Annotated in this window: 16 protein-coding genes and 1 riboswitch; of the genes, 10 read left to right on the plus strand and 6 right to left on the minus strand. The window is 47.3% G+C overall.

The window, feature by feature from the left end:
- The first annotated feature begins 167 nt into the window (after positions 1-167).
- A riboswitch (FMN riboswitch) is annotated at positions 168-398 on the plus strand.
- A gap of 195 nt (positions 399-593) precedes the next feature.
- Together ribB and KXJ80_RS01330 are read left to right on the plus strand one after the other, a co-directional pair.
- Entirely contained in the window at positions 594-1247 is a 654-nt protein-coding gene (gene ribB, locus KXJ80_RS01325) for a 3,4-dihydroxy-2-butanone-4-phosphate synthase (protein ID WP_037416362.1), read from the plus strand.
- Between the two features lie 355 nt (positions 1248-1602).
- The gene (locus tag KXJ80_RS01330; RefSeq protein WP_218737644.1) at positions 1603-4836 is read left to right on the plus strand and encodes an EAL domain-containing protein; all 3234 of its coding nucleotides are present in this window, start codon (positions 1603-1605) and stop codon (positions 4834-4836) included.
- A gap of 77 nt (positions 4837-4913) precedes the next feature.
- Here KXJ80_RS01330 and ftnA read toward each other — a convergent pair whose 3' ends face one another.
- Positions 4914-5450, minus strand: coding sequence for a non-heme ferritin (gene ftnA / locus KXJ80_RS01335; RefSeq protein ID WP_037416358.1), 537 nt, complete (start codon positions 5448-5450; stop codon positions 4914-4916).
- Between the two features lie 328 nt (positions 5451-5778).
- Here ftnA and moeA point away from each other — a divergent pair, with 328 nt between their 5' ends.
- The 4 genes from moeA to KXJ80_RS01355 are packed head-to-tail and all read left to right on the plus strand — an operon-like array spanning position 5779 to position 8834.
- Positions 5779-7032, plus strand: a complete 1254-nt coding sequence (gene moeA / locus KXJ80_RS01340) for a molybdopterin molybdotransferase MoeA (RefSeq protein WP_169548437.1) — start codon at positions 5779-5781, stop codon at positions 7030-7032.
- 9 nt (positions 7033-7041) lie between these two features.
- On the plus strand, positions 7042-7803 hold the full coding sequence (moeB, locus tag KXJ80_RS01345) for a molybdopterin-synthase adenylyltransferase MoeB (RefSeq protein ID WP_169548438.1): 762 nt from the start codon (positions 7042-7044) through the stop codon (positions 7801-7803).
- Positions 7804-7858: 55 nt separating this feature from the next.
- On the plus strand, positions 7859-8521 hold the full coding sequence (locus KXJ80_RS01350) for a Bax inhibitor-1 family protein (protein ID WP_099457154.1): 663 nt from the start codon (positions 7859-7861) through the stop codon (positions 8519-8521).
- A 25-nt stretch (positions 8522-8546) separates the two neighbouring features.
- Positions 8547-8834: a putative hemolysin gene (locus KXJ80_RS01355; protein WP_047536502.1), complete on the plus strand. Its 288-nt coding sequence runs from the start codon at positions 8547-8549 to the stop codon at positions 8832-8834.
- 39 nt (positions 8835-8873) lie between these two features.
- On the opposite strand, the gene rlmF is transcribed toward KXJ80_RS01355, so the two are convergent.
- Complete coding sequence (gene rlmF / locus KXJ80_RS01360) at positions 8874-9986, minus strand: 23S rRNA (adenine(1618)-N(6))-methyltransferase RlmF (protein WP_218737646.1); 1113 nt, start codon at positions 9984-9986, stop codon at positions 8874-8876.
- 59 nt (positions 9987-10045) lie between these two features.
- A complete protein-coding gene (locus KXJ80_RS01365; protein WP_037416344.1) occupies positions 10046-10456 on the minus strand; it encodes a flagellar basal body-associated protein FliL in 411 nt (136 codons plus the stop codon).
- Positions 10457-10557: 101 nt separating this feature from the next.
- Here KXJ80_RS01365 and KXJ80_RS01370 point away from each other — a divergent pair, with 101 nt between their 5' ends.
- Positions 10558-11127, plus strand: a complete 570-nt coding sequence (locus KXJ80_RS01370; protein WP_172589865.1) for a chorismate--pyruvate lyase family protein — start codon at positions 10558-10560, stop codon at positions 11125-11127.
- A gap of 64 nt (positions 11128-11191) precedes the next feature.
- Here KXJ80_RS01370 and KXJ80_RS01375 read toward each other — a convergent pair whose 3' ends face one another.
- Together KXJ80_RS01375 and KXJ80_RS01380 are read right to left on the minus strand one after the other, a co-directional pair.
- A complete protein-coding gene (locus KXJ80_RS01375; protein WP_218737647.1) occupies positions 11192-14002 on the minus strand; it encodes an immune inhibitor A domain-containing protein in 2811 nt (936 codons plus the stop codon).
- 302 nt (positions 14003-14304) lie between these two features.
- Positions 14305-14898: a YhgN family NAAT transporter gene (locus KXJ80_RS01380; RefSeq protein WP_037416335.1), complete on the minus strand. Its 594-nt coding sequence runs from the start codon at positions 14896-14898 to the stop codon at positions 14305-14307.
- Between the two features lie 286 nt (positions 14899-15184).
- On the opposite strand from KXJ80_RS01380, the gene KXJ80_RS01385 reads away from it, so the two are divergent.
- Both KXJ80_RS01385 and KXJ80_RS01390 read left to right on the plus strand, forming a co-directional pair.
- Positions 15185-16825 carry a ZIP family metal transporter gene (locus KXJ80_RS01385; RefSeq protein ID WP_144376218.1) on the plus strand — a complete coding sequence of 547 codons (1641 nt, stop codon included), beginning with the start codon at positions 15185-15187 and terminating at the stop codon, positions 16823-16825.
- A 62-nt stretch (positions 16826-16887) separates the two neighbouring features.
- Complete coding sequence (locus KXJ80_RS01390) at positions 16888-17688, plus strand: NRDE family protein (protein ID WP_218737648.1); 801 nt, start codon at positions 16888-16890, stop codon at positions 17686-17688.
- A 4-nt stretch (positions 17689-17692) separates the two neighbouring features.
- Here KXJ80_RS01390 and KXJ80_RS01395 read toward each other — a convergent pair whose 3' ends face one another.
- On the minus strand, positions 17693-18142 hold the full coding sequence (locus KXJ80_RS01395; RefSeq protein ID WP_037416327.1) for a YybH family protein: 450 nt from the start codon (positions 18140-18142) through the stop codon (positions 17693-17695).
- Between the two features lie 129 nt (positions 18143-18271).
- Between KXJ80_RS01395 and KXJ80_RS01400 the strand changes: the two genes are divergently transcribed.
- On the plus strand, positions 18272-18832 hold the full coding sequence (locus KXJ80_RS01400; protein ID WP_188871302.1) for a lysophospholipid acyltransferase family protein: 561 nt from the start codon (positions 18272-18274) through the stop codon (positions 18830-18832).
- Positions 18833-18838 lie beyond the last annotated feature (6 nt).

An 18838-nucleotide genomic window follows, 5' to 3' on the forward strand; every position in this document is an offset into this window, starting at 1 on the left:
GATATACCCAAGCTAGCTCAAGTTGCGAGTTTCCTAAAGATTGCGCTTGCTTAAGGATCACAAGGCATTGTGCGCTTGCGCAAACATTGCCCAATTTCAGGCGCGATGTTATTGCCATCACCATTAATTAGGCGCAACATAACCGCGTTTTTAGGCCAAAGCCTATCAACAATTCTCAGGGCGGGGTGAAACTCCCCACCGGCGGTAAATAGTGAGGTGAATAAATTTCCCCACACTAAAGCCCGCGAGCGCCCGAACGCAATTCGGGGTCAGCAGATCTGGTGCCCTAGCTTGTCTCGCCATGGTTAATGCCTATCGAGCGCTACTATTCCAGAGCCGACGGTAATGGACTGTTTGCCGCAAGCAACAGTACTGAGTCCGGATGGAAGAGAATGTAAGACAACACTTGGATAATTGGCATTAACTTGAGCTAAGTATCCCTGCTGTTAGCCTCATATTTTGCAATCACGTTTTTAAGCCTGCGCTTAAAGCGGGTCGATTGCTACAGCACAATCCCCTTTAGGGTAATGGCTGTATTTCTGCACGCCCTGATTCTGGATATTCCCATGTCGTATTTTTGAAGGATATTAACCATGAATCAGTCTTTACTTGCTCCTTTTGGTACTGCTATCGAACGCGTTGAAGCGGGTCTTGCTGCCCTGCGCCAAGGCCAAGGTGTGTTGGTGGTCGATGACGAAGATCGGGAAAACGAAGGCGACTTAATTTTTGCCGCCGAGTCACTGACCAATGCGCAAATGGCCATGCTCATTCGCGAATGCAGCGGTATCGTGTGTTTGTGTTTACCGGATGAAAAGGTCAAAGCCCTTGAGCTGCCACCTATGGTCGAAAACAACTCGAGTCAATATGGCACAGCGTTTACCGTGAGTATCGAGGCCAAAGTGGGCGTAACCACTGGGGTTTCGGCCGCTGACCGTGTCACCACCATTAAAACCGCCATCGCCGACAATGCTAAGCCAAGCGATTTAGCTCGCCCAGGCCATGTGTATCCGCTGCGCGCTCAACCCGGCGGCGTGTTAACTCGTCGTGGCCACACCGAAGGCACTATTGATTTAATGCAACTGGCCGGACTCAAGCCCGCTGGCGTGTTATGTGAAGTCACTAACCCCGACGGTACTATGGCGCGTCTGCCTGAGATTATCGCCTTTGGAGCAGCGCATAAAATGCCTGTACTGACGATTGAAGATATCGTGGTTTACCGTAAGTCGTTATTAGCCAATGTAGGCTAAATTTGGCCCCATAAACAGGATGCAATTTAAAGGACGCGTGCGAAGGCCCGCGTCCTTTTTTATTTAACTTCGATAAAACACTTTGGTTAAGCATCAAATCACGCTAGATATCACAGACAGCAAAACAATTTATCTGCTAGGAGAAAATTTCATCAATAAAAATATAATCTTAGGTGTATATAATAAATAGCTGAATTTCGTGAGCTAGATTAGATATCCATAAACCAAGGGTCGCGAGCGACAGGCTTCTATGTTAAATATTCGCACCCAGTGCCTGACCTTCCGCTTTCACCCCATCAAGGAAATTCCTTGATTTTTTATGTCTCAAATCAGGCCAATTGAGGAGTAAGTTTGTATGCCATCCACGCTACAGCATCTCAGCTTGAAACAGAAACTGATTCTGTTTTCGCTGCTACCTTTGCTGATGATGAGTATTTTTGTGCTGTCGCGAATGTATGTACTTGTGAAAGAGTATCGCTTTGCCACTCAAAACCATTTGGCAATACAAACTACTTCAAAAATCAATGAATTACTCTATCAACTTCATAACGAATATGGATTAAGTACCCAATTACTCCCCGCCACTACGCCTCAAGATGAAACTCGTCTATTGCAACAGCAACAACTGACCTCTGATGCACTAGAAGCACTGCTTAAAAGTCCGGCTTTGCTTGCGTTGAATACTGCGTTAAGTGGCCAACTGGCATCGACCCAATTACAGGAAAAACTGACGAGTTTAACGCTGCTAAGTCATAAATTGGCATCGAGCCGCCAAGAAGCGCTCGATCAACACCCATCTGCATTTATCGATTTATATCAACAATTTAATTCTGAATTAATGCAGTTAATCCAACAACTGCAATTACTCACCAATGATATTAATCAATCAAGAGCCTACGCAGATTTACTGAATCTACTGATGGTGCAAGAGTTGGCAGTGAAAGAACGCAGCGCCATCAATCGTATGTTGTTGTCAGAAAGCCTCAGCATTAATGACTACAAAGCCATCAATACCATTATGTATGAATATGGCCAAGCCATCTCCCATGCCAGCAATGCCTCAATATCTGACAGACATTCCCTCATCCGCCAGATACAAGCCTCACCGGAAAGCTTGCGAATACTTAAAATCAGTCAACAAATAGAGCAACAGATCCATATCAGCACGTTAGTACAAAGCATCAACGCCAATCTGGGTTACGATGGGTTAATCGATAGTTTTCAAGATTACTTATTAACGGGTAGCCTGATATCGCTTGAGAAGTTCAATCAATCCTTAGCCACGATTCAGCAAAAAATCGCAGAACTCAACCGCGAAACAATCAACCTGCCTTCACTTGCACCTGCAGTACAGATTATCGAAGAGAGTATTAACCAGTATCAATTCTGCATGTCCAAGATCTTACAATTAAAAGATCAAAAACTATCGCTCGCTGAAATCACCGCCCTTGCCCACATCAACAATACCGATCTCACTAGCGCCATTGATAAATTATTAATGCCTCCCCACCCAGTGAGCAGCAAACACTGGTGGACATTAACCACAGATAGAATCAATAAGCTGAACGCGCTTAGTAATGAAATCACGCGTACCATGGCTCGCCAGAGTAATGAACAACAACAGCATGCGCTAACCTTATTAGGTATTTATCTGCTCTCCGCCTTATTTACCGCCACCATCACCCTGTGGCTAGGGCGGAAAATCATTCGTAGCTTTATGGATAAAATCACCCAAATTGCTAATGATATGCAGCGAATGGCCGCCGACCCTGAGTTGAATATTCATATTGATGTGTCAGGCTCAGATGAACTTGCGCGGATGTCTCGGGCGATGAACCGTATGCTGAGCGAGCGCCAGAAAGCGAATCAAGCGCTTAATCGGGCCGCGGCGGTCTTTAACTATTCGGCCGAAGGCATTATGGTGACGGATGCCGATAACCATATCGAATTAGTTAACCCCGCCTTTAGCCAGATCACAGGCTATAGCTTAGAAGAGGTGAAAGGCCGAAGCCCTTCACTTTTAAGCTCGAAACGCCATCCAAGCCATTTCTATACCGCGATGTGGGAAGCATTAGAAAAAAACGGCAAATGGGAAGGCGAAATCTGGAATAAGCGCAAAGATGGCCAAGTGTATCCCGAGTATCTTGCGATTACAGTGGTGCGTAATGAACGGGGTGAAATAATCCAACATATTGGTTTGTTTATGGATATCAGTAAACGTAAGCAATATGAACAGGATCTGTGGTATCAGGCACATTTCGATACGCTCACCGGATTACCGAATCGCAAACTCTTTAATGAGCGGCTGCAGCATGAAATCCAGCTCGCCCAACATGACTCCCGTAAACTGGCGATTCTGCTGATTGATTTAGACCAATTTAAATATATTAATGACGTACAAGGCCACGCCACAGGCGACTTATTATTACAAGATGTGGCCAAGCGACTGGAAAATATTGCCGGTAAAACCGACTTTGTCGCCCGCATCGGCGGGGACGAATTTGTGCTTATCCTTCCCCGTGTCACCAATGAATTTGCGATCGAGCATATGGCAAGCCATATCATCGAAACCCTGTCGACGCCTTTTAGCTTGAATGAACGGGAAATTCAAATTTCCGCCAGCTTTGGGATTGGGGTTTACCCAGAAGATGGGCTAGATGTCAGCTCGCTGACCCGCAACACCGAAATGGCCATGTATCAGGCAAAAGACGCCGGCCGCAATAACTTCAAATACTTCACCTCGGGAATGAACCAAGCCATGTTTGCCCGTATGGAGCTTGAACAGCGGCTACGCCGTGCCGTGGCACAGAATGAGTTTACGCTGCACTATCAACCGATTGTGGAGATGAAAACAGGTAAAGTCTGCAGTGTTGAAGCGTTGATCCGCTGGCAAGATCCGGATTTAGGCTTAATCCCTCCTGACCAGTTTATTCGCATCGCTGAAGAAACAGGACTTATCGAACCTATGGGGGAATGGGTACTCAACCAAGCGATGCACGACCTCAGACAATGGCAGCAACTTGGCTTACACCTTAACGTGGCTATCAATGTTTCAAGCCGCCAATGTGTAAATGCTCGAGGTTTAGGATTTGATCAAGTGCTGCAAGAATGCTTTAACCGCCACCATATCAACCCAAGAAACGTGCATATTGAGATCACCGAAAGCATGCTGATGGGCGATGCTAGCCATTGCTTAACCACCCTAGAATCCATTCGTCATTTAGGCTCGCAGATTTATATCGACGATTTTGGTACTGGCTATTCATCCTTGAGTTATTTGAAGAAATTCCCTATCTCTGTGATAAAAATCGATCGCAGCTTTGTGGAAAATGCCCTGAGCAATAGCTCAAATACCAATTTAGTGAAAGCCATCGTGATGATGGGACAAAGCCTTGAAATGGAACTCGTGGCCGAAGGGATTGAAACCGAAGCCCAATGGAATCTACTGCGCGATTTAGGTTGCCACTACGCCCAAGGCTATTTGATCTCTAAGCCCCTGCCATTTGCAGCCATTACGCCGCTGCTAAGCCAAACACTACCGGCATTATTACAGCAGCAAGAACCGCGCGAAAAGTGCGTAAACGCTTGATAGGTTAACGAAAATCCTGATTTTTGCCCATAAAAAAGCAGCCTGGGCTGCTTTTTTTATGGGCAAAGGTGTTGCGCTTAAGCCTGCGGTTGGCTTTGGGCATTCATAATACTTTCGCCGCCCTTTGAGGCTAATTTGGCAAGATCTTTATCAATAAAGAACAGCGCTTTGCCATCTTCACCCACTAAACGGATCTTATCGACAATCGACTTAAACAGCTTTTCTTCTTCATGCTGTTCAGCCACATACCATTGCAGAAAATTGAAGGTTGAATAATCTTGATTCGAAAATGCAGTGTGGGCTAACGCGTTAATCTGACGAGTAATTAACTGTTCATGCTCATAGGTCAGCTCGAATAACGCCAGCAGAGAATCGAACTGTGACTGAGGTGCTGCAATGGCGCCCAATAGAGGTAAACCACCGGTTTCACTCACATAGGTGAACAAACGGCGCATATGGCCCATTTCTTCATCTGCATGTTCGCGCATAAATTTTGCTGCGCCTTCAAAGCCTTGATCTTCACACCATGCACTCATTTGCAGGTATAAATTAGAGGAGAAAAACTCCATATTAATTTGTTCATTCAACTTTTCGATCATGGTTGCAGACAGCATAGTTAATCCTCTTGGGCATTCGCACTTAAATCATCGGCTCACATTGTCATGAAGGGCGGCAGCAAAAGCAACAAAATTTACCTTTGTTGACTTAGCTAAGTTAATGATTCATTGATAAAAATGATTTTCATTTGTTCATAGAATCGCGTTTAGTACCGCACGAACGGTACTGCAAACTCAAGTATAAAAAGAGTAAACCTTAGGCAACACTTAAGGAAAACTACCTAACAAATCACATAAACTCCTATGCAGATCATAGCCAAGCAAGCGCAGCGTGGCATAATAGCCCCCATATTTGCTCCAACCCTTTGCCCATAAGGAAGACCCGATGTCCGTGAAAGCCGATCCTTGTTCGCAACCTAGCTTAATGCATCCAGATCAAGCCATTCCCCTTCTGCTTGAGCAGGTTAGCCCAGTGTCAGACACCGAAGTCGTTACACTTCCCCACGCGCTTGGCCGCGTGTTAGCAGAGGATTTGGCCTCGTGTATCGATTTACCCCCCTTTGATAACTCATCAATGGATGGCTACGCTTTTCGCTTTGCCGATTTAAACAGTCAAACCGAGCACACCACATTAACACTGATTGGTAGCTCCTTCGCAGGCCATGGCTTTGAGGGTGAAATTACCCCCAACTCCTGCGTACGCATTATGACGGGCGCGCCAGTGCCTGCGGGTTATGACACAGTGCAAATGCAGGAAGAGACCCAAGCACAGGGCAATCAAATCCAAATCAATCACCCTAAGGCTAAGGGCGCCAATGTGCGTTGCCGCGGTGAAGAGCTGTTGCAAGGCACCAAAGTGCTGAAAGCGGGCATCGAAATTAAAGCCGCCGAGCTCGGTGTATTAGCCACCATTGGCGTGAGTCAGGTGCGGGTTTACCGCCAACTCAAGGTCGCGTTTTTCTCCACAGGGGATGAGCTGCGCCCCGTGGGCAGCGACTTAGCGCCAGGACAAATTTACGACTCCAACCGCTATTCAATCCAAGGGTTACTCAGCCGTGCCAATGTGGAATGGTTGGATTTAGGGGTTGTCGCTGACGATCCAGAGGCGATTCGTCATGCATTTCGCCATGCCGCAAGCCAAGCGGATATGGTATTAACCTCGGGCGGCGTATCCGTCGGTGAGGCAGATTTTACGAAGCAGATCCTTGATGAAGAAGGCAAAATCACCTTCTGGAAACTCGCCATCAAACCAGGTAAACCCTTCGCCATGGGACGCATAGGCAAAGCAGTATTCTGTGGTTTACCGGGTAATCCTGTGTCCTCTATGGTGACTTTCTACAAGCTGGTGTGGCCAATTCTAAACAAGATGCAGGGCTTAACCCCAAAAGCGCCACTGATGTTATCGGCTACCCTGACGACACCAGTGCGTAAACAGCCCGGCCGCGTTGAGTATCAGCGCGGTATTTTATCCCGCAATGCACAGGGCGAGCTGGAAGTCGCCATTACAGGCAGTCAAGGGTCGGGTATGTTGACCTCTATGAGTTTGGCTAACTGCTTTGTGTTGTTAGAACAGTTCCAAGGTGACTCGCCAGCGGGCACAAAAGTCACGGTTGAACCCTTTAACAGCGTGCTTTGCTAAGGTCTTTTTATGAATCAACAAGTAGACATCCTTAGCGATAGCGAACTCACCCGCTACAGCCGCCAAATCTCGATCAAGGCGATGGATATCGATGGCCAAGAACGCTTAAAACTCGCCAAAGTGTTGATGATTGGCGCCGGCGGTTTAGGCTGCGCGGCGGGGCAATATTTGACCGTTGCGGGTATTGGCGAGATGACCTTAGTCGATTTCGATACGGTTGAGCTCTCTAACCTACAGCGCCAAGTGCTGCATCAGGATGCCACTATTGGCCAACCTAAAGTCGAGTCGGCCAAGCAGCGCCTTAATCAGCTCAATCCTCACGTTAAAATCAATACCATCAATGCGGTATTGGATGACCATGAGATCGATGCCTTAGTCGCCAACCACAGTATCGTGGTCGATTGCACTGATAATGTCAGCGTGCGTGAGCAATTAAATCAGAGCTGTTTTAAGCACAAGATCCCACTGATTTCTGCCGCCGCTATCCGCATGGAAGGCATGGTCACCGTATTTGACTATCAAGCGCAAACGCCTTGTTATCATTGCTTTAGTTCACTTTTTGGCGAGCAGCAACTCAGCTGTGTCGAATCCGGTATTCTTGCGCCCGTCGTCGGTATGGTCGGCTGCTTGCAGGCGGTTGAAGCAATCAAAGTCATCACGGGTATGGGCAAAACACTGGCAGGACGAATGCTGATGATCGATGCTATGACCATGGAATTTCGCGAGATGAAATTACCCAAACACCCTCACTGCAAGATATGTGGTGAGTAGCACATTAACCTTTAATATTCAGCACGCTTTTTACAATTAAGGAATGACAAATCAAATGGATACTGAAAATAGCGTATTTGACCGCAGCACAACCGATGACCCTATTATTGGCGCGGGTGTCTATAACTTAGTGATTGGCTTAACCCTCGTCTGGGGTTTTGCCGTGAACTATATGATGGTCAGTTATATCGACCCCGAGGCGATTGCCAGCGTGAATCCGTGGGTGTTCTTTATCGGTTACTTTGCCTCCTGCTTCTTGGGGATTTATCTGTTCCAATCTTCAACTAATCCCCTCGTCAGCTTTATTGGCTATAACTTTGTAGTCGTGCCCTTCGGCCTGATTATTAATATGGTTGTCAGTCAGTACGATCCCGCATTAGTTACTGAAGCGATTAGAATAACTGGCCTAGTCACGATTGCCATGATGTGTTTGGGCACCCTGTTTCCAGCTTTTTTCCAAAAAATATCTGGAGTACTCACCATCGCATTACTATTGGTGATAGTGGTCGAACTAATTGAAATATTTATCTTTAATACCCATCACGGCATTTTAGATTGGATAGTTGTGCTGATCTTTTGTGGCTATATTGGCTACGATTGGGGCCGCGCGAACCAAATCCCGAAAACCGTCGATAACGCCGTCGATAGCGCCGCCGCTTTGTATATGGATATCATCAATCTATTTCTACGTATTTTGCGGATTTTAGGACGAAAATAAGTCACTCAATGACAAGGAAAACAGCATGAAACTAACCTCACCACTGTTAATCGGCCTCATCATCGGCGCCAGCTTAATCGGCTGCGGCGAGAAAACCGAGCCAGCAACAAACGCTCAGGCTGAAACAAAAACGGAAGCAAAAGCACAAATCGCCAACCCTGCATCAGAGTATTGCGCCTCCCTCGGTGGCATATCGGAAATCCAAAGAACCGCAGAGGGGGAGCACGGTATGTGTACCTTGCCAAACGGTGAACAGATTGAAGAGTGGGCGCTATTTCGCCGCGACCATCCACAGGAAAAGCCCAGTAATTGAGGCTGAGTAAAAAAGCAGGCGCACTCGGCGCCTGTTGTTTTATGTCCCGCTGACGATCTGATTTCGCCACTGCAAACGTTTAGCCTGCGAATGGAAACTCCAGGCTAACACGCGGGTGATCTTATTGCCCTGCTGCATTTCAATGGTTTTAACGGTATCCACACCCAACTTTGCCAATGCTTGATAGCAAGGTTTAAGATTTTCCTGCTTTGACACTAAACTGGTAAACCACAGACACTGCTCGGCAAACGCTTGGCTCTCGCGGATCATTGTGGCTAAAAATTGCCTCTCTCCGCCTTGGCACCATAACTCCGCCGCTTGACCACCAAAGTTTAAGGTCGCGCTGGTCGCTTTAGGCTGTTCACCGCGATTAAGTTGCAGATTACGCACCTTGCGCAGCGAGCCTTCGCTAGCTTCTTTTAACGAGCCATGAAAGGGAGGATTGCACAGAGTTAACTCAAAGCGGTCAGATGCCTGAATGATCCCCTTAAAGACCGCCTTTTCATCCTGCTGTTGCCTTAAGGATAAGTGCCCCTGCAAACTCGGGTTATTGTCGATAATCCGCTGCACATTAGTGAGCGACTGAGGATTGATATCCGAGGCGACAAACTGCCAGCCATACACTTGATGCCCTAGGATGGCATAAACGCCATTCGCCCCAGTGCCGATATCTAAAGCGCTAACTTGTCCAGCACGCTGGACGGGGGCGCCTTCGAACAACAGATCAGCCAAGTAGTGCAGATAATCAACTCGTCCGGGGATCGGTGGGCACAGCGCCCCCTTAGGAATATCCCAAAACGCCAGCCCATAATGATGTTTCAAGAGGGCCGCATTGAGGGTTTTCACTGCTATGGGGTCGGCAAAATCGATAGATAAGGCGCCGTATGGCGTTGGCCGAACAAAGGTTTTTAGCTTAGGGTAACTCGTCATCAATGCCGAAAAGTCATAGCCGTGAGCATGCAAATTACGCGGGTGCAAGGTCTTCCTCTCAACGCCCTGTTTTGGCTTGCTCGTCGCTTTAGCGGGGGCAATATTTGGTTTGGCTGGTTTTGCTGATTTTGCCACAAGTGGCTTAGGCGTGCTTGGTTTGCTGCGTTTTCCTGTGGGTGACATCGCAGGCTTAGCGGCAATTTTAACGACGGGCTTAGACATAATGATGGTTCAACAAGAGCGGGCCAATCCAAAGATCGGCCCTTAGCCTATTGGCTGGATTAATCGTAAAGATAAGAGGTAAACAGTAGATTGACTACTATTGGTTTACCCGCTTCCTTGGTCAGCAGATTATTGACCATATCAAAGCATTCACGGCGGATTTCCTCACGGCCAGTAAGAGACTTAATTTTTTCTTCGGCTTGGTTACCCAGCACCTCAATAATGGCGGCACGCAACAGTGGATCATGGCGCTCAACGATCACTAAATCATCGGGACTCTTTACCATCAGCTCAACACTAATCTTTACAAACCCGAGCTTTTTGCGGTTTGAAATATAGTTAGTCACAATTTCGGGCTCAAACCCGTAATAGGCGAAATCCCCAGTAGGGGGTGGAGCTTTCTCGTCGGCTGCATATGCGCTAAACACAGCACTGAGCAAGATCAGGCAGGCTGATAATAATTTTTTCATCGCGGTTTACAGCTCCCTAAAAACAATAATGGTCAATGGAAGAAACTTCCCAATCTATCTGGTAGACTGCCGACGTTTGCTTATATTGTAACGAGTATTTAATGAATGTGACCAGCTTAAGCTTTCCCTATGGCGAATCTATTCAATGGTTTTGTGCCGATAATGCCAAAAATTTTCCCGCTTCTCCCCTTAAGGAATGGTTGCTGGCGCCAGGAAGCCTGACGCAAAAACTCAAAACCTGCTGCGATAAGTTTGAAGTCAAAATTCTTGGTGAAGGCCAATGTGCCCCGCTCGAAGGGGAATATCCTAAGCAAAACACCGTTTGGGTGCGCGAAGTGTTACTCTGCCTCGATTCTGTACCTTGGGTATTTGCCAGAACCTTGATCCCTCAGTCTTTGTTATCGACACGCCAAGCCGATTTTTTAGGCCTAGGTACACGCCCACTCGGCGAATTATTATTTAGCCAAGATAGCTTCATTCCTGGTCGCATTGAAATCGCCCAATTTGACACAGATAGCCGCCTTGCCCAACTGGCACAGAGTTTAGCGCAAAACGTCGAGCATGAACTTTGGGGCCGACGCCGATATTTTCACCATGACGAAGAGGAAATGTTTGTCAGTGAAATGTTCCTTCCGGCCGCTGTACAAGCGATGGCGAGGCTACAACCCTAGCTCTCTTAAGCTAAAACAAAAATGCCTCTATATCAGAGGCATTTTTCGTTAGAACAATCCCTTCTTATTGGCGCTGGCGGCGCCATGCAAAACCACCGAGCAACATCAGGCTTAGCCAACCTAGACTGCCACCACCGCCACTACTTGGGGTTTCGCCTGGCGTCGTTGGCTCAGATACGGTAACACTTGAACTGCTGCTGGCAGTGGCATTTTGTGTATCTTTCACCGTCAGTGTCACTGTGTAAGTACCCGTCTGAGCATAAGTGTGGGAAGGCGATGCCGAAGTGCTTGAGGTGCCATCGCCAAAGTTCCATGTATAACTTAGGCTACCAACGCCCCCTGCCGAGGTATTGCTAAACTTCACCGTAAGCTGGTTGGCAATGACGCTAAAGCCAGCAGTTAAGGGCAAGCTCATCACCACCGTTTTCGTCGCGGTGGCAATTGCGCCTTTTGCATCGGTTACCGTTAAGGTCAGCGTATAAGTTCCAGCGCTCGCGTAGGTATAACTCGCCGACGATGAATTACTCGTCGCTCCGGCAACGCCAAAATCCCAAGCATAGGTGTAAGCACCCTCGCCACCATCAACCACTGCGGCTACCGTGGCGGTTAAGGCATTTTGGCTCAGATTTATTGCCGCAGTTAACGGAGCTAACGCTGGATCGGCATTCGCATTGGCTAAACGAATTACCGCGGTGCGGTTGTCGCTGGCCTGAGAGACCACTTGCATCGTCAACCCAAGTTGTTGCAGTTGCATGCCAGACTGAGGTTGTAGTGGTGCGCTGTAATCCAAACTATCATCAAAAAGACTGACCGCATCGAGGCTATTGTCACCAAAATAAGCGGTTTGTTTTACCGTGCTAAAAGCCGCATCTCGGATTTGTACATCGGTAGAGTTAGTGCCAATCATATTTTGATCAGCATCAATCACGCCAATTAAGCTTCGGCCGGGATGGTCTGACACGTTGTTATCGCTATAGCTGGCATTCTCGAGCCATAGCAGTACGCCAGGATCAAATCCTTTACTCTTTAACCCCGCATCGACACCATTGTGGCTGCGTAATTGAATCAAGTAACGTGATGCTGGTCCTGGGCGAGTGTTAGTAATGCGGCTATAACCAGAGAAAGTGGCTTTGTTAGCAGCTTCGGCATTATCGGCATACAACTCACTCGTACCTTGCTTGATGCTGATATTGTCGATAGTAATACCTGAGCCACTAACTGCCTCATCGGTCACATAGTTAAATTCAATAGTGACAGCTTTGCCTGCATAGGCCGACAAATCATATTCCAACGCGACCCAAGCATCGCTGCCCACTGCGGTCGGGATGCTCGATGATTTACCTGTAATGATATGTCGAGCACTATTAATGGTGTTGCTGGATTGAGTGTAATTACCCGCAATCGCTGTGCCATCCACGTTGACCTGCATATAGTCAAAGCTATTCTCAATATCCCAGCTCGCTTGCATGGAAAGCGTGAGTTTATCACTCGTCACTGGCAAGGTTGCAGCAAAGCTCATGCTGTTGCTCAGCATGTTTCCTTGGCCAGAATAGTACTGGTAAGTCCCTTGATAAGGCGCTTTAAAGGCAATTTGTGTCGCAGGTAGCGGAATCGATATTTGATTCACCGCATCTTGGTTTATCGCCTGATTGAGCGTGATTTCCATGCCCGATCTAGGAATGGTATCTAAGCTAATCTCACGCTCGTTAAGCCATTTACCTTTATATTTCGTCTGTAAATACGAACGCGCGTAGGGGCTAAAACCGCTCGGTTGTGCGCCAGAAATCGTTCCAGTCCAACTGCCGCCCGACATTAACGACCAATAACCCACGGGTGAGCCATCTTTGTTAGCGTTATCTGTCGTGTCGTACTCATCGGGCAGCCCAAGATCATGGCCGAACTCATGGGTACACACCCCAGTCGCCGCATCTATTGGTTGAATCGTATAACCAAAGACTTTTTTGTTTGTTCCAGGCAAGGTATAACCTTGAGTGCTTTGATTCACGTAATAACGGTGCGACCAAATGGCATTAGCCCCTAATTTGCCCCCACCGGTTTCTTCCCCAATACTGGAGTGGAAAATCATCACATGGTCAATAATGCCATCGGCTTCGTTTAAGTTACCATTACCATTTAAATCATATGGATCTTCAATATCATAGCTAGCAAGCTCCGCAGCTGACATACTGGCAACCGCCTGCGATACCGCCTCTTTAACCAGCTCGCCAACTTTGACGTCGTTGCTGGTATCAGCATCATTAGCACCATAGTAATCAGCATTTTGGCCAGCGGTATACCAACCTTTAACATCGCCAGTGAAGAAGAAAGTTTTGCCCGAAACAGCTTGGTAATACTGATAGGCCGAATCTAATGTTTGCCCCTGCGGGCCACTAAAACCAGCCGTTGAGAAGAGTAAATTCTTGTAGTGTGAAGCGGGATAACTTGAATAATACATGTCTGTATCACTCGCGGTTAAGCCGTTGTTGTTATATCTTAAATCAGGAAAATCAATCAGTACGGTTAATACCTTAACCGTTTTAGTCACATCTGCATCCGCTAAAGCACGCTGCGCAGGTGCGCGCATCATTGCTGTGGTTTTGGCTTTATGGAGGCGTTCTTGCTCTGCCTCAATCACCACCCGAGGTTCTTTAGGTTGTGCAAGGCTCGCGCGGGCAATATAGGCTTCAACGGCCGCTTGCTTGACACTATCGCTCGCATCCTCGGAGACTTCGCCACGCTTAATTAGCCAATAGAGGATCCTTTCTTTGTTAATGACCCCCGCATCCGCTGGTGTGTGATTAGGCGCAGCGATACTGGCGCCACTTAGCAAGGCCAACATCAATCCAAACGCTGTGATACTCTTTGTACTTCGCATTACCGTCTTCCTTCCGTCACAATCTGCGCTGTTATAGCCAAGCTATTTTTTAAGGCTAGTGCCTATTTGCTCTATGGCAAGTTTGTTTATTGGTTGTCTTCCCTCATCGGAAAGCCAACTTCAATGGGATGTGAAAACATATCAGGACACCAAGAGTGTAACAACTTGATACAGATTGGAAGGTGATGGTTTTTGTACTTTTGTCAGCGCTGGTTCAGCAAGCATCCTCAACAGCGATTTTTTGCCATAAAAAAACCGCATTAACGATGTAATGCGGTTTTTGATAACTTGGTGCAATACGCTTACCCAGCAGTTTTCATATAGTTTGATACTCCATCGAGGAACATTTGTACCGATATCATTACCAGCACCATCCCCATCAAACGTTCAACAGCCGTTAACCCTTTTTCACCCAACATACGGGTAAAGAGTTTATAAAACATTAAGATAACCGCACTCGCGCCCCAAGCTGATACGAGAGCAATAGTCCAATCCCCCATACGTGAGCTATCGGTATGCGCTAGTAAAATGAGCGCGGCAAGAATAGATGGCCCCGCCATTAATGGTATCGCCATCGGCACGATAAATGGCTCCTCCCCTGCTGCAAGGCCAACCACACCACCCGGCTGGGGGAAAATCATCCGAATCGCGATCAGAAACAAAATAATCCCACCGGCAATACTGACCGATTCAGATCGCAGATTTAAGAAACTTAAGATGGCTTCGCCGGCATACAAGAAGGCCAACATGATCACTAATGCAAAAATGAGTTCGCGAATCAAAACCCTACGACGTTTTTTAGGATCAATATGCCGTAAAATCGACGCGAATATCGGTAAATTACCGAGGGGGTCCATGATGAGAAACAACATTACCGCAGCAGAAAATATATCCATTTAACTTTATCAACGTCTAAGCCAACATGAGCACATATTGTATAACTTTTTCGCGTTACAGATGTGAAAAATTATCTAGAAAATTCCTTAAGATGGATTATGAGTGCCGTTTCATGATCCTCTAGCGGTTTTTTACCTATCATCCATAAGCCATTGAGTCGTTGATTCATTTTTACTACAAGCCACAGCACAACATCTCGCTTGAGTAAATTGCCTGTAAGTCGCTGCTCATTTAAATTACAACTGGTATACTACAGCGTTTTTTCAGCCAATTTTCGTGGAATCCATGCTCTATCTTCTTGCTAGTTGTCTCGCACTCTTAATCGGGCCACTGTTTTACCGCTACTTTGCATCAGGCAGCGGATTGCAGAAGGGACTTGATGGCTTTATTTTCGTCTCCTTAGGCGGATTAGTGCTGATCCATATTCTACCTGAACTTCTCGAGCATGGCGGCCTGCTGGCCATCGTCTTTGTAGTACTCGGCCTGTGGGGGCCCACAGCCAGTGAACGCTTGTTCCACCGCTACTCTGAAATTACGCATAATTTTGCCCTTTTTCTTGGCATTAGTGGCTTATTGCTGCACACCATCACAGATGGGAGCGCTATGGTATTAGCCCAAAATGAGGGCAACTCCATTTTGTTAGCCTTGGGCGTTATACTCCATCGTCTCCCTGTTGGTTTTGCTATTTGGTGGATACTAAAACCTCATCTTGGTGCCCGTTGGACGCTGGTTATTTTTGGCGCCATTATGCTATTCACGAGTATTGGCTATTTTGCTAGCGAACAGCTTTTATCGCACATGAGCATAGATAAAACCGTTTATTTACAAGCTTTTGTGACAGGCTCGATTCTGCATGTTGTGTTACATCAGCCACATGGTCAACAGGAAACAGATAAACAAGGCCAGTATGAATATCAGGCGGGTATCGGCAGTTTGCTCGGTATTGGTTTATTAATGATGCTGTTATTGATGGATTCTGGCGGTCACGAACATGCCCATCACGACCACAGTACAGAGCAGCTAACAACATGGCTAATAACCATAGCGCCAGTGCTATTACTCAGTTACGCCGTAGCAGCACTAAGGTTCCAGCTTGGTTTAACACCACAGGACAATAGCCTCGCCCGTCGTTGGTTCCAACGTTTAGCAGGCCCAGAAGCCCTCGTACTGACGGCGCTATTGCTTGGCCCTTGGTTAGCGCTGTTTCAACTCGTAGTCGTCTTGATCATGAGTGCCTATTTAGCCTATGCGCGGGTCGACATTACCGATCCCCATACTAAATTACCAAGCCAAGCCCTGCGTTTTGGTTTCGCCCATTTGGTTGATCGCAGCGCACCTTGGGTGCTCCTCAGCTTAGTATTAGTTAACTTGATTGGTCACCCTTCGGTACCGTTAAGTAACCCTATATTACAGATTACCGTGCTATTGCTGGTATTTTTACCGATGCGCTTCTGCAATTTAGGTGCGGCCGTATTGTCAATCGCCTTAGCCTATAGCGGCTGGAGTCCGTTGGCCATCGTATTGCCTTTGATTGCCGCTCCGGTGTTGAATATCGCTCAACTTAAGCTTATGGGTTGGTCACAACGTGGGATTTTGCTGGCAATTATTGCCATAGCCCTCGTTGCTGCCCTTAAGTTGCCCATGTGGTTCTCGTTGTTCACTCTACCAGAGGCCATTAACCTCACGGCACTGCTGATCTTATCAGCCTTATTTGCAGCCAGCTTACTGCGCCTCGGGCCTCGTAAATTCTTGCGCCGCTTAATGATGTTAAAACCTGTGGCCCACGGCCATAAACACCGCCATGATCACGCGCACGCGCATGCTAAAACAGCCGAAACATCACATGCGCACGGGCATGGCCACTCTCATTCACACGGTCAGAGTAGCGGCCACAGCCATCCCCATAGCGATAAGCACCAGCACTAACACTGTTCATTTGCCGACAGACAGGCTAAGTTAACCCCATCTTTGGATAAACTTAGCCTGTTATGTGCATACTTTTCGTCGCCCTTAATACTCATCCCCAGTATCCGCTGATTATTTGTGCGAATCGGGATGAGTTTCACCACAGGCCTACTGCACCTGCACAGTTTTGGCCGCCTGAGCAGAATATGCTCGCGGGCAAAGATTTACAGGCGGGCGGCACTTGGTTTGGGGTGAATAAGCAGGGACAAATTGCCGGAATCACTAACCTCAGGGTGGCTCAAAAATCCCAAGAGCCGATGCGCAGCCGCGGCGAACTTGTCATTCAGGCATTAAGTTCGGGCTCGCTGATCTGCCCTAACTGGCTTGTGGAACACGCTGAAAATTATCAACCCTTCAATCTCGTGTTTGGCCAAGGGACTCATCTCTACTGTTTTAATAGTCTTAAGCAAGAAACGGTAAAACTCACGGCAGGATTCCATGCAATAAGCAACGGCGCGCTCGATGATATTTGGCCGAAAATGGCTAAAGGCCAGCGCTCGCTCGAGGCTCTTATTCAACAATCGGGACCGCTTGAGCTAGAGTCACTTATACGGTTGATGCAGGATGATTCTCGGCCACAGGATCACGAGCTACCCGACACTGGCGTCGGGCTAGAGTGGGAACGCCGACTCGCGGCGATTTATATTTGCCACCAAGACTATGGCACTCGTTCCACCAGCATTTTGCTACAAAATGCCCAAGGGGAAGTTCAGTTCACTGAGGTGAGATACGATGGCAAGGGACGACGTTTGGGACAACAGGATTTTCACTTCACCCTACCGTCCCAATTACCGCAACAGCCCGACTGCTTAGCCGATTTTTAGTATATCAGTCAGAGCTGTGATCCATAGTGATCACCCAACGGTCATCAATTTTTTCCACCAGCAAGGTAAATACGCCTGTCGGGCTATCCTTTTGTCGCTTTAAATCCCAGCGACCCACCACCATTGCGGCGTAGTTACTGAGCATTTTGATTTCTTTGATGGTGAACTTCAGCTCTCCTAGTGCCTCTTTATCGGGATAATTTTTCTTATAGGCTGCAAGCGTTTCTTCCCAGCCATAACGAAACTTACCGTTTGAGACGAATCTAAGCTGCTCACTCTGCCAATAACCCTGCATGTAAGCATCAAGGTCACCGCGATTCCACGCATCTTCCTGACCTTTTAACATTTGGGTAATCTCATCAGTTGGCACCGCACTTACCTGCCCAACAAATAGCAGCAAAAGCGCCGCGAGAGACTGCAAAATGGGTTTTCTTATCAATCCTTGTCGCAACATAGTACCGCTCCCTCACAATCAGGTTAGACTGTATTATCAGTATTTCGGCCCAGACTATCTTGTCTAAGTCGATTTATAATTAAAAAAAGCTAATGATATTATTCATTTTTCGACTCTGGGCACCACACTATGTTTACACATTTATGCCGCTGGCTACTCAAAATTTCAGGCTGGCAAATCCAAGGGGAGCTCCCCAATCAAGCCAAATACATTGTCATTGTCGCACCACACACCAGTAACTGGGACTTTATTATTGGGGTACTCGCCCGCGGTGCATTGGCTACGCGCATCCACTTCCTTGGTAAGCATCAATTATTTATTCCACCTTGGGGTTGGTTCTTCCGAGCGATTGGTGGTAGCCCAGTTGATAGGCGTAAAAACAATAACTTAGTCGATTCTGCGGTGCAACTGTTTGCCACTCAGTCCGAATACAAACTGGCACTCGCCCCCGAAGGAACGCGTAGCCCTGTTACCCGTTGGAAATGCGGCTTCTACCATATCGCGACCAAAGCGCAGGTCGCTATTGTCCCTGTAGGCTTAGATTTTGCGCGTAAAGCCGTGGTGATCCGTTCACCACTGCAACCCACGGATATAGAGCAAGATATGGCTGAGATTTTATGCTTTTACCGCAGCATTAAGGGACGTCATCCTAAGGTCATCCCTGATTATTCACCCGATAACAAACGCTAATTCTCT

Origin of the sequence: Shewanella xiamenensis, assembly GCF_024971755.1 — a bacterium.
In the GTDB taxonomy this organism is placed as follows: Bacteria; Pseudomonadota; Gammaproteobacteria; order Enterobacterales; family Shewanellaceae; genus Shewanella; species Shewanella xiamenensis.

What these genes read in the sequence shown, in the direction of transcription:
- ribB (WP_037416362.1), top strand. Translation starts at nt 594, where the DNA reads ATGAATCAGTCTTTACTTGCTCCTTTTGGTACTGCTATCGAACGCGTT.
- KXJ80_RS01330 (WP_218737644.1), top strand. Translation starts at nt 1,603, where the DNA reads ATGCCATCCACGCTACAGCATCTCAGCTTGAAACAGAAACTGATTCTG.
- ftnA (WP_037416358.1), bottom strand. Translation starts at nt 5,450, where the DNA reads ATGCTGTCTGCAACCATGATCGAAAAGTTGAATGAACAAATTAATATG.
- moeA (WP_169548437.1), top strand. Translation starts at nt 5,779, where the DNA reads ATGTCCGTGAAAGCCGATCCTTGTTCGCAACCTAGCTTAATGCATCCA.
- moeB (WP_169548438.1), top strand. Translation starts at nt 7,042, where the DNA reads ATGAATCAACAAGTAGACATCCTTAGCGATAGCGAACTCACCCGCTAC.
- KXJ80_RS01350 (WP_099457154.1), top strand. Translation starts at nt 7,859, where the DNA reads ATGGATACTGAAAATAGCGTATTTGACCGCAGCACAACCGATGACCCT.
- KXJ80_RS01355 (WP_047536502.1), top strand. Translation starts at nt 8,547, where the DNA reads ATGAAACTAACCTCACCACTGTTAATCGGCCTCATCATCGGCGCCAGC.
- rlmF (WP_218737646.1), bottom strand. Translation starts at nt 9,986, where the DNA reads ATGTCTAAGCCCGTCGTTAAAATTGCCGCTAAGCCTGCGATGTCACCC.
- KXJ80_RS01365 (WP_037416344.1), bottom strand. Translation starts at nt 10,456, where the DNA reads ATGAAAAAATTATTATCAGCCTGCCTGATCTTGCTCAGTGCTGTGTTT.
- KXJ80_RS01370 (WP_172589865.1), top strand. Translation starts at nt 10,558, where the DNA reads ATGAATGTGACCAGCTTAAGCTTTCCCTATGGCGAATCTATTCAATGG.
- KXJ80_RS01375 (WP_218737647.1), bottom strand. Translation starts at nt 14,002, where the DNA reads ATGCGAAGTACAAAGAGTATCACAGCGTTTGGATTGATGTTGGCCTTG.
- KXJ80_RS01380 (WP_037416335.1), bottom strand. Translation starts at nt 14,898, where the DNA reads ATGGATATATTTTCTGCTGCGGTAATGTTGTTTCTCATCATGGACCCC.
- KXJ80_RS01385 (WP_144376218.1), top strand. Translation starts at nt 15,185, where the DNA reads ATGCTCTATCTTCTTGCTAGTTGTCTCGCACTCTTAATCGGGCCACTG.
- KXJ80_RS01390 (WP_218737648.1), top strand. Translation starts at nt 16,888, where the DNA reads ATGTGCATACTTTTCGTCGCCCTTAATACTCATCCCCAGTATCCGCTG.
- KXJ80_RS01395 (WP_037416327.1), bottom strand. Translation starts at nt 18,142, where the DNA reads ATGTTGCGACAAGGATTGATAAGAAAACCCATTTTGCAGTCTCTCGCG.
- KXJ80_RS01400 (WP_188871302.1), top strand. Translation starts at nt 18,272, where the DNA reads ATGTTTACACATTTATGCCGCTGGCTACTCAAAATTTCAGGCTGGCAA.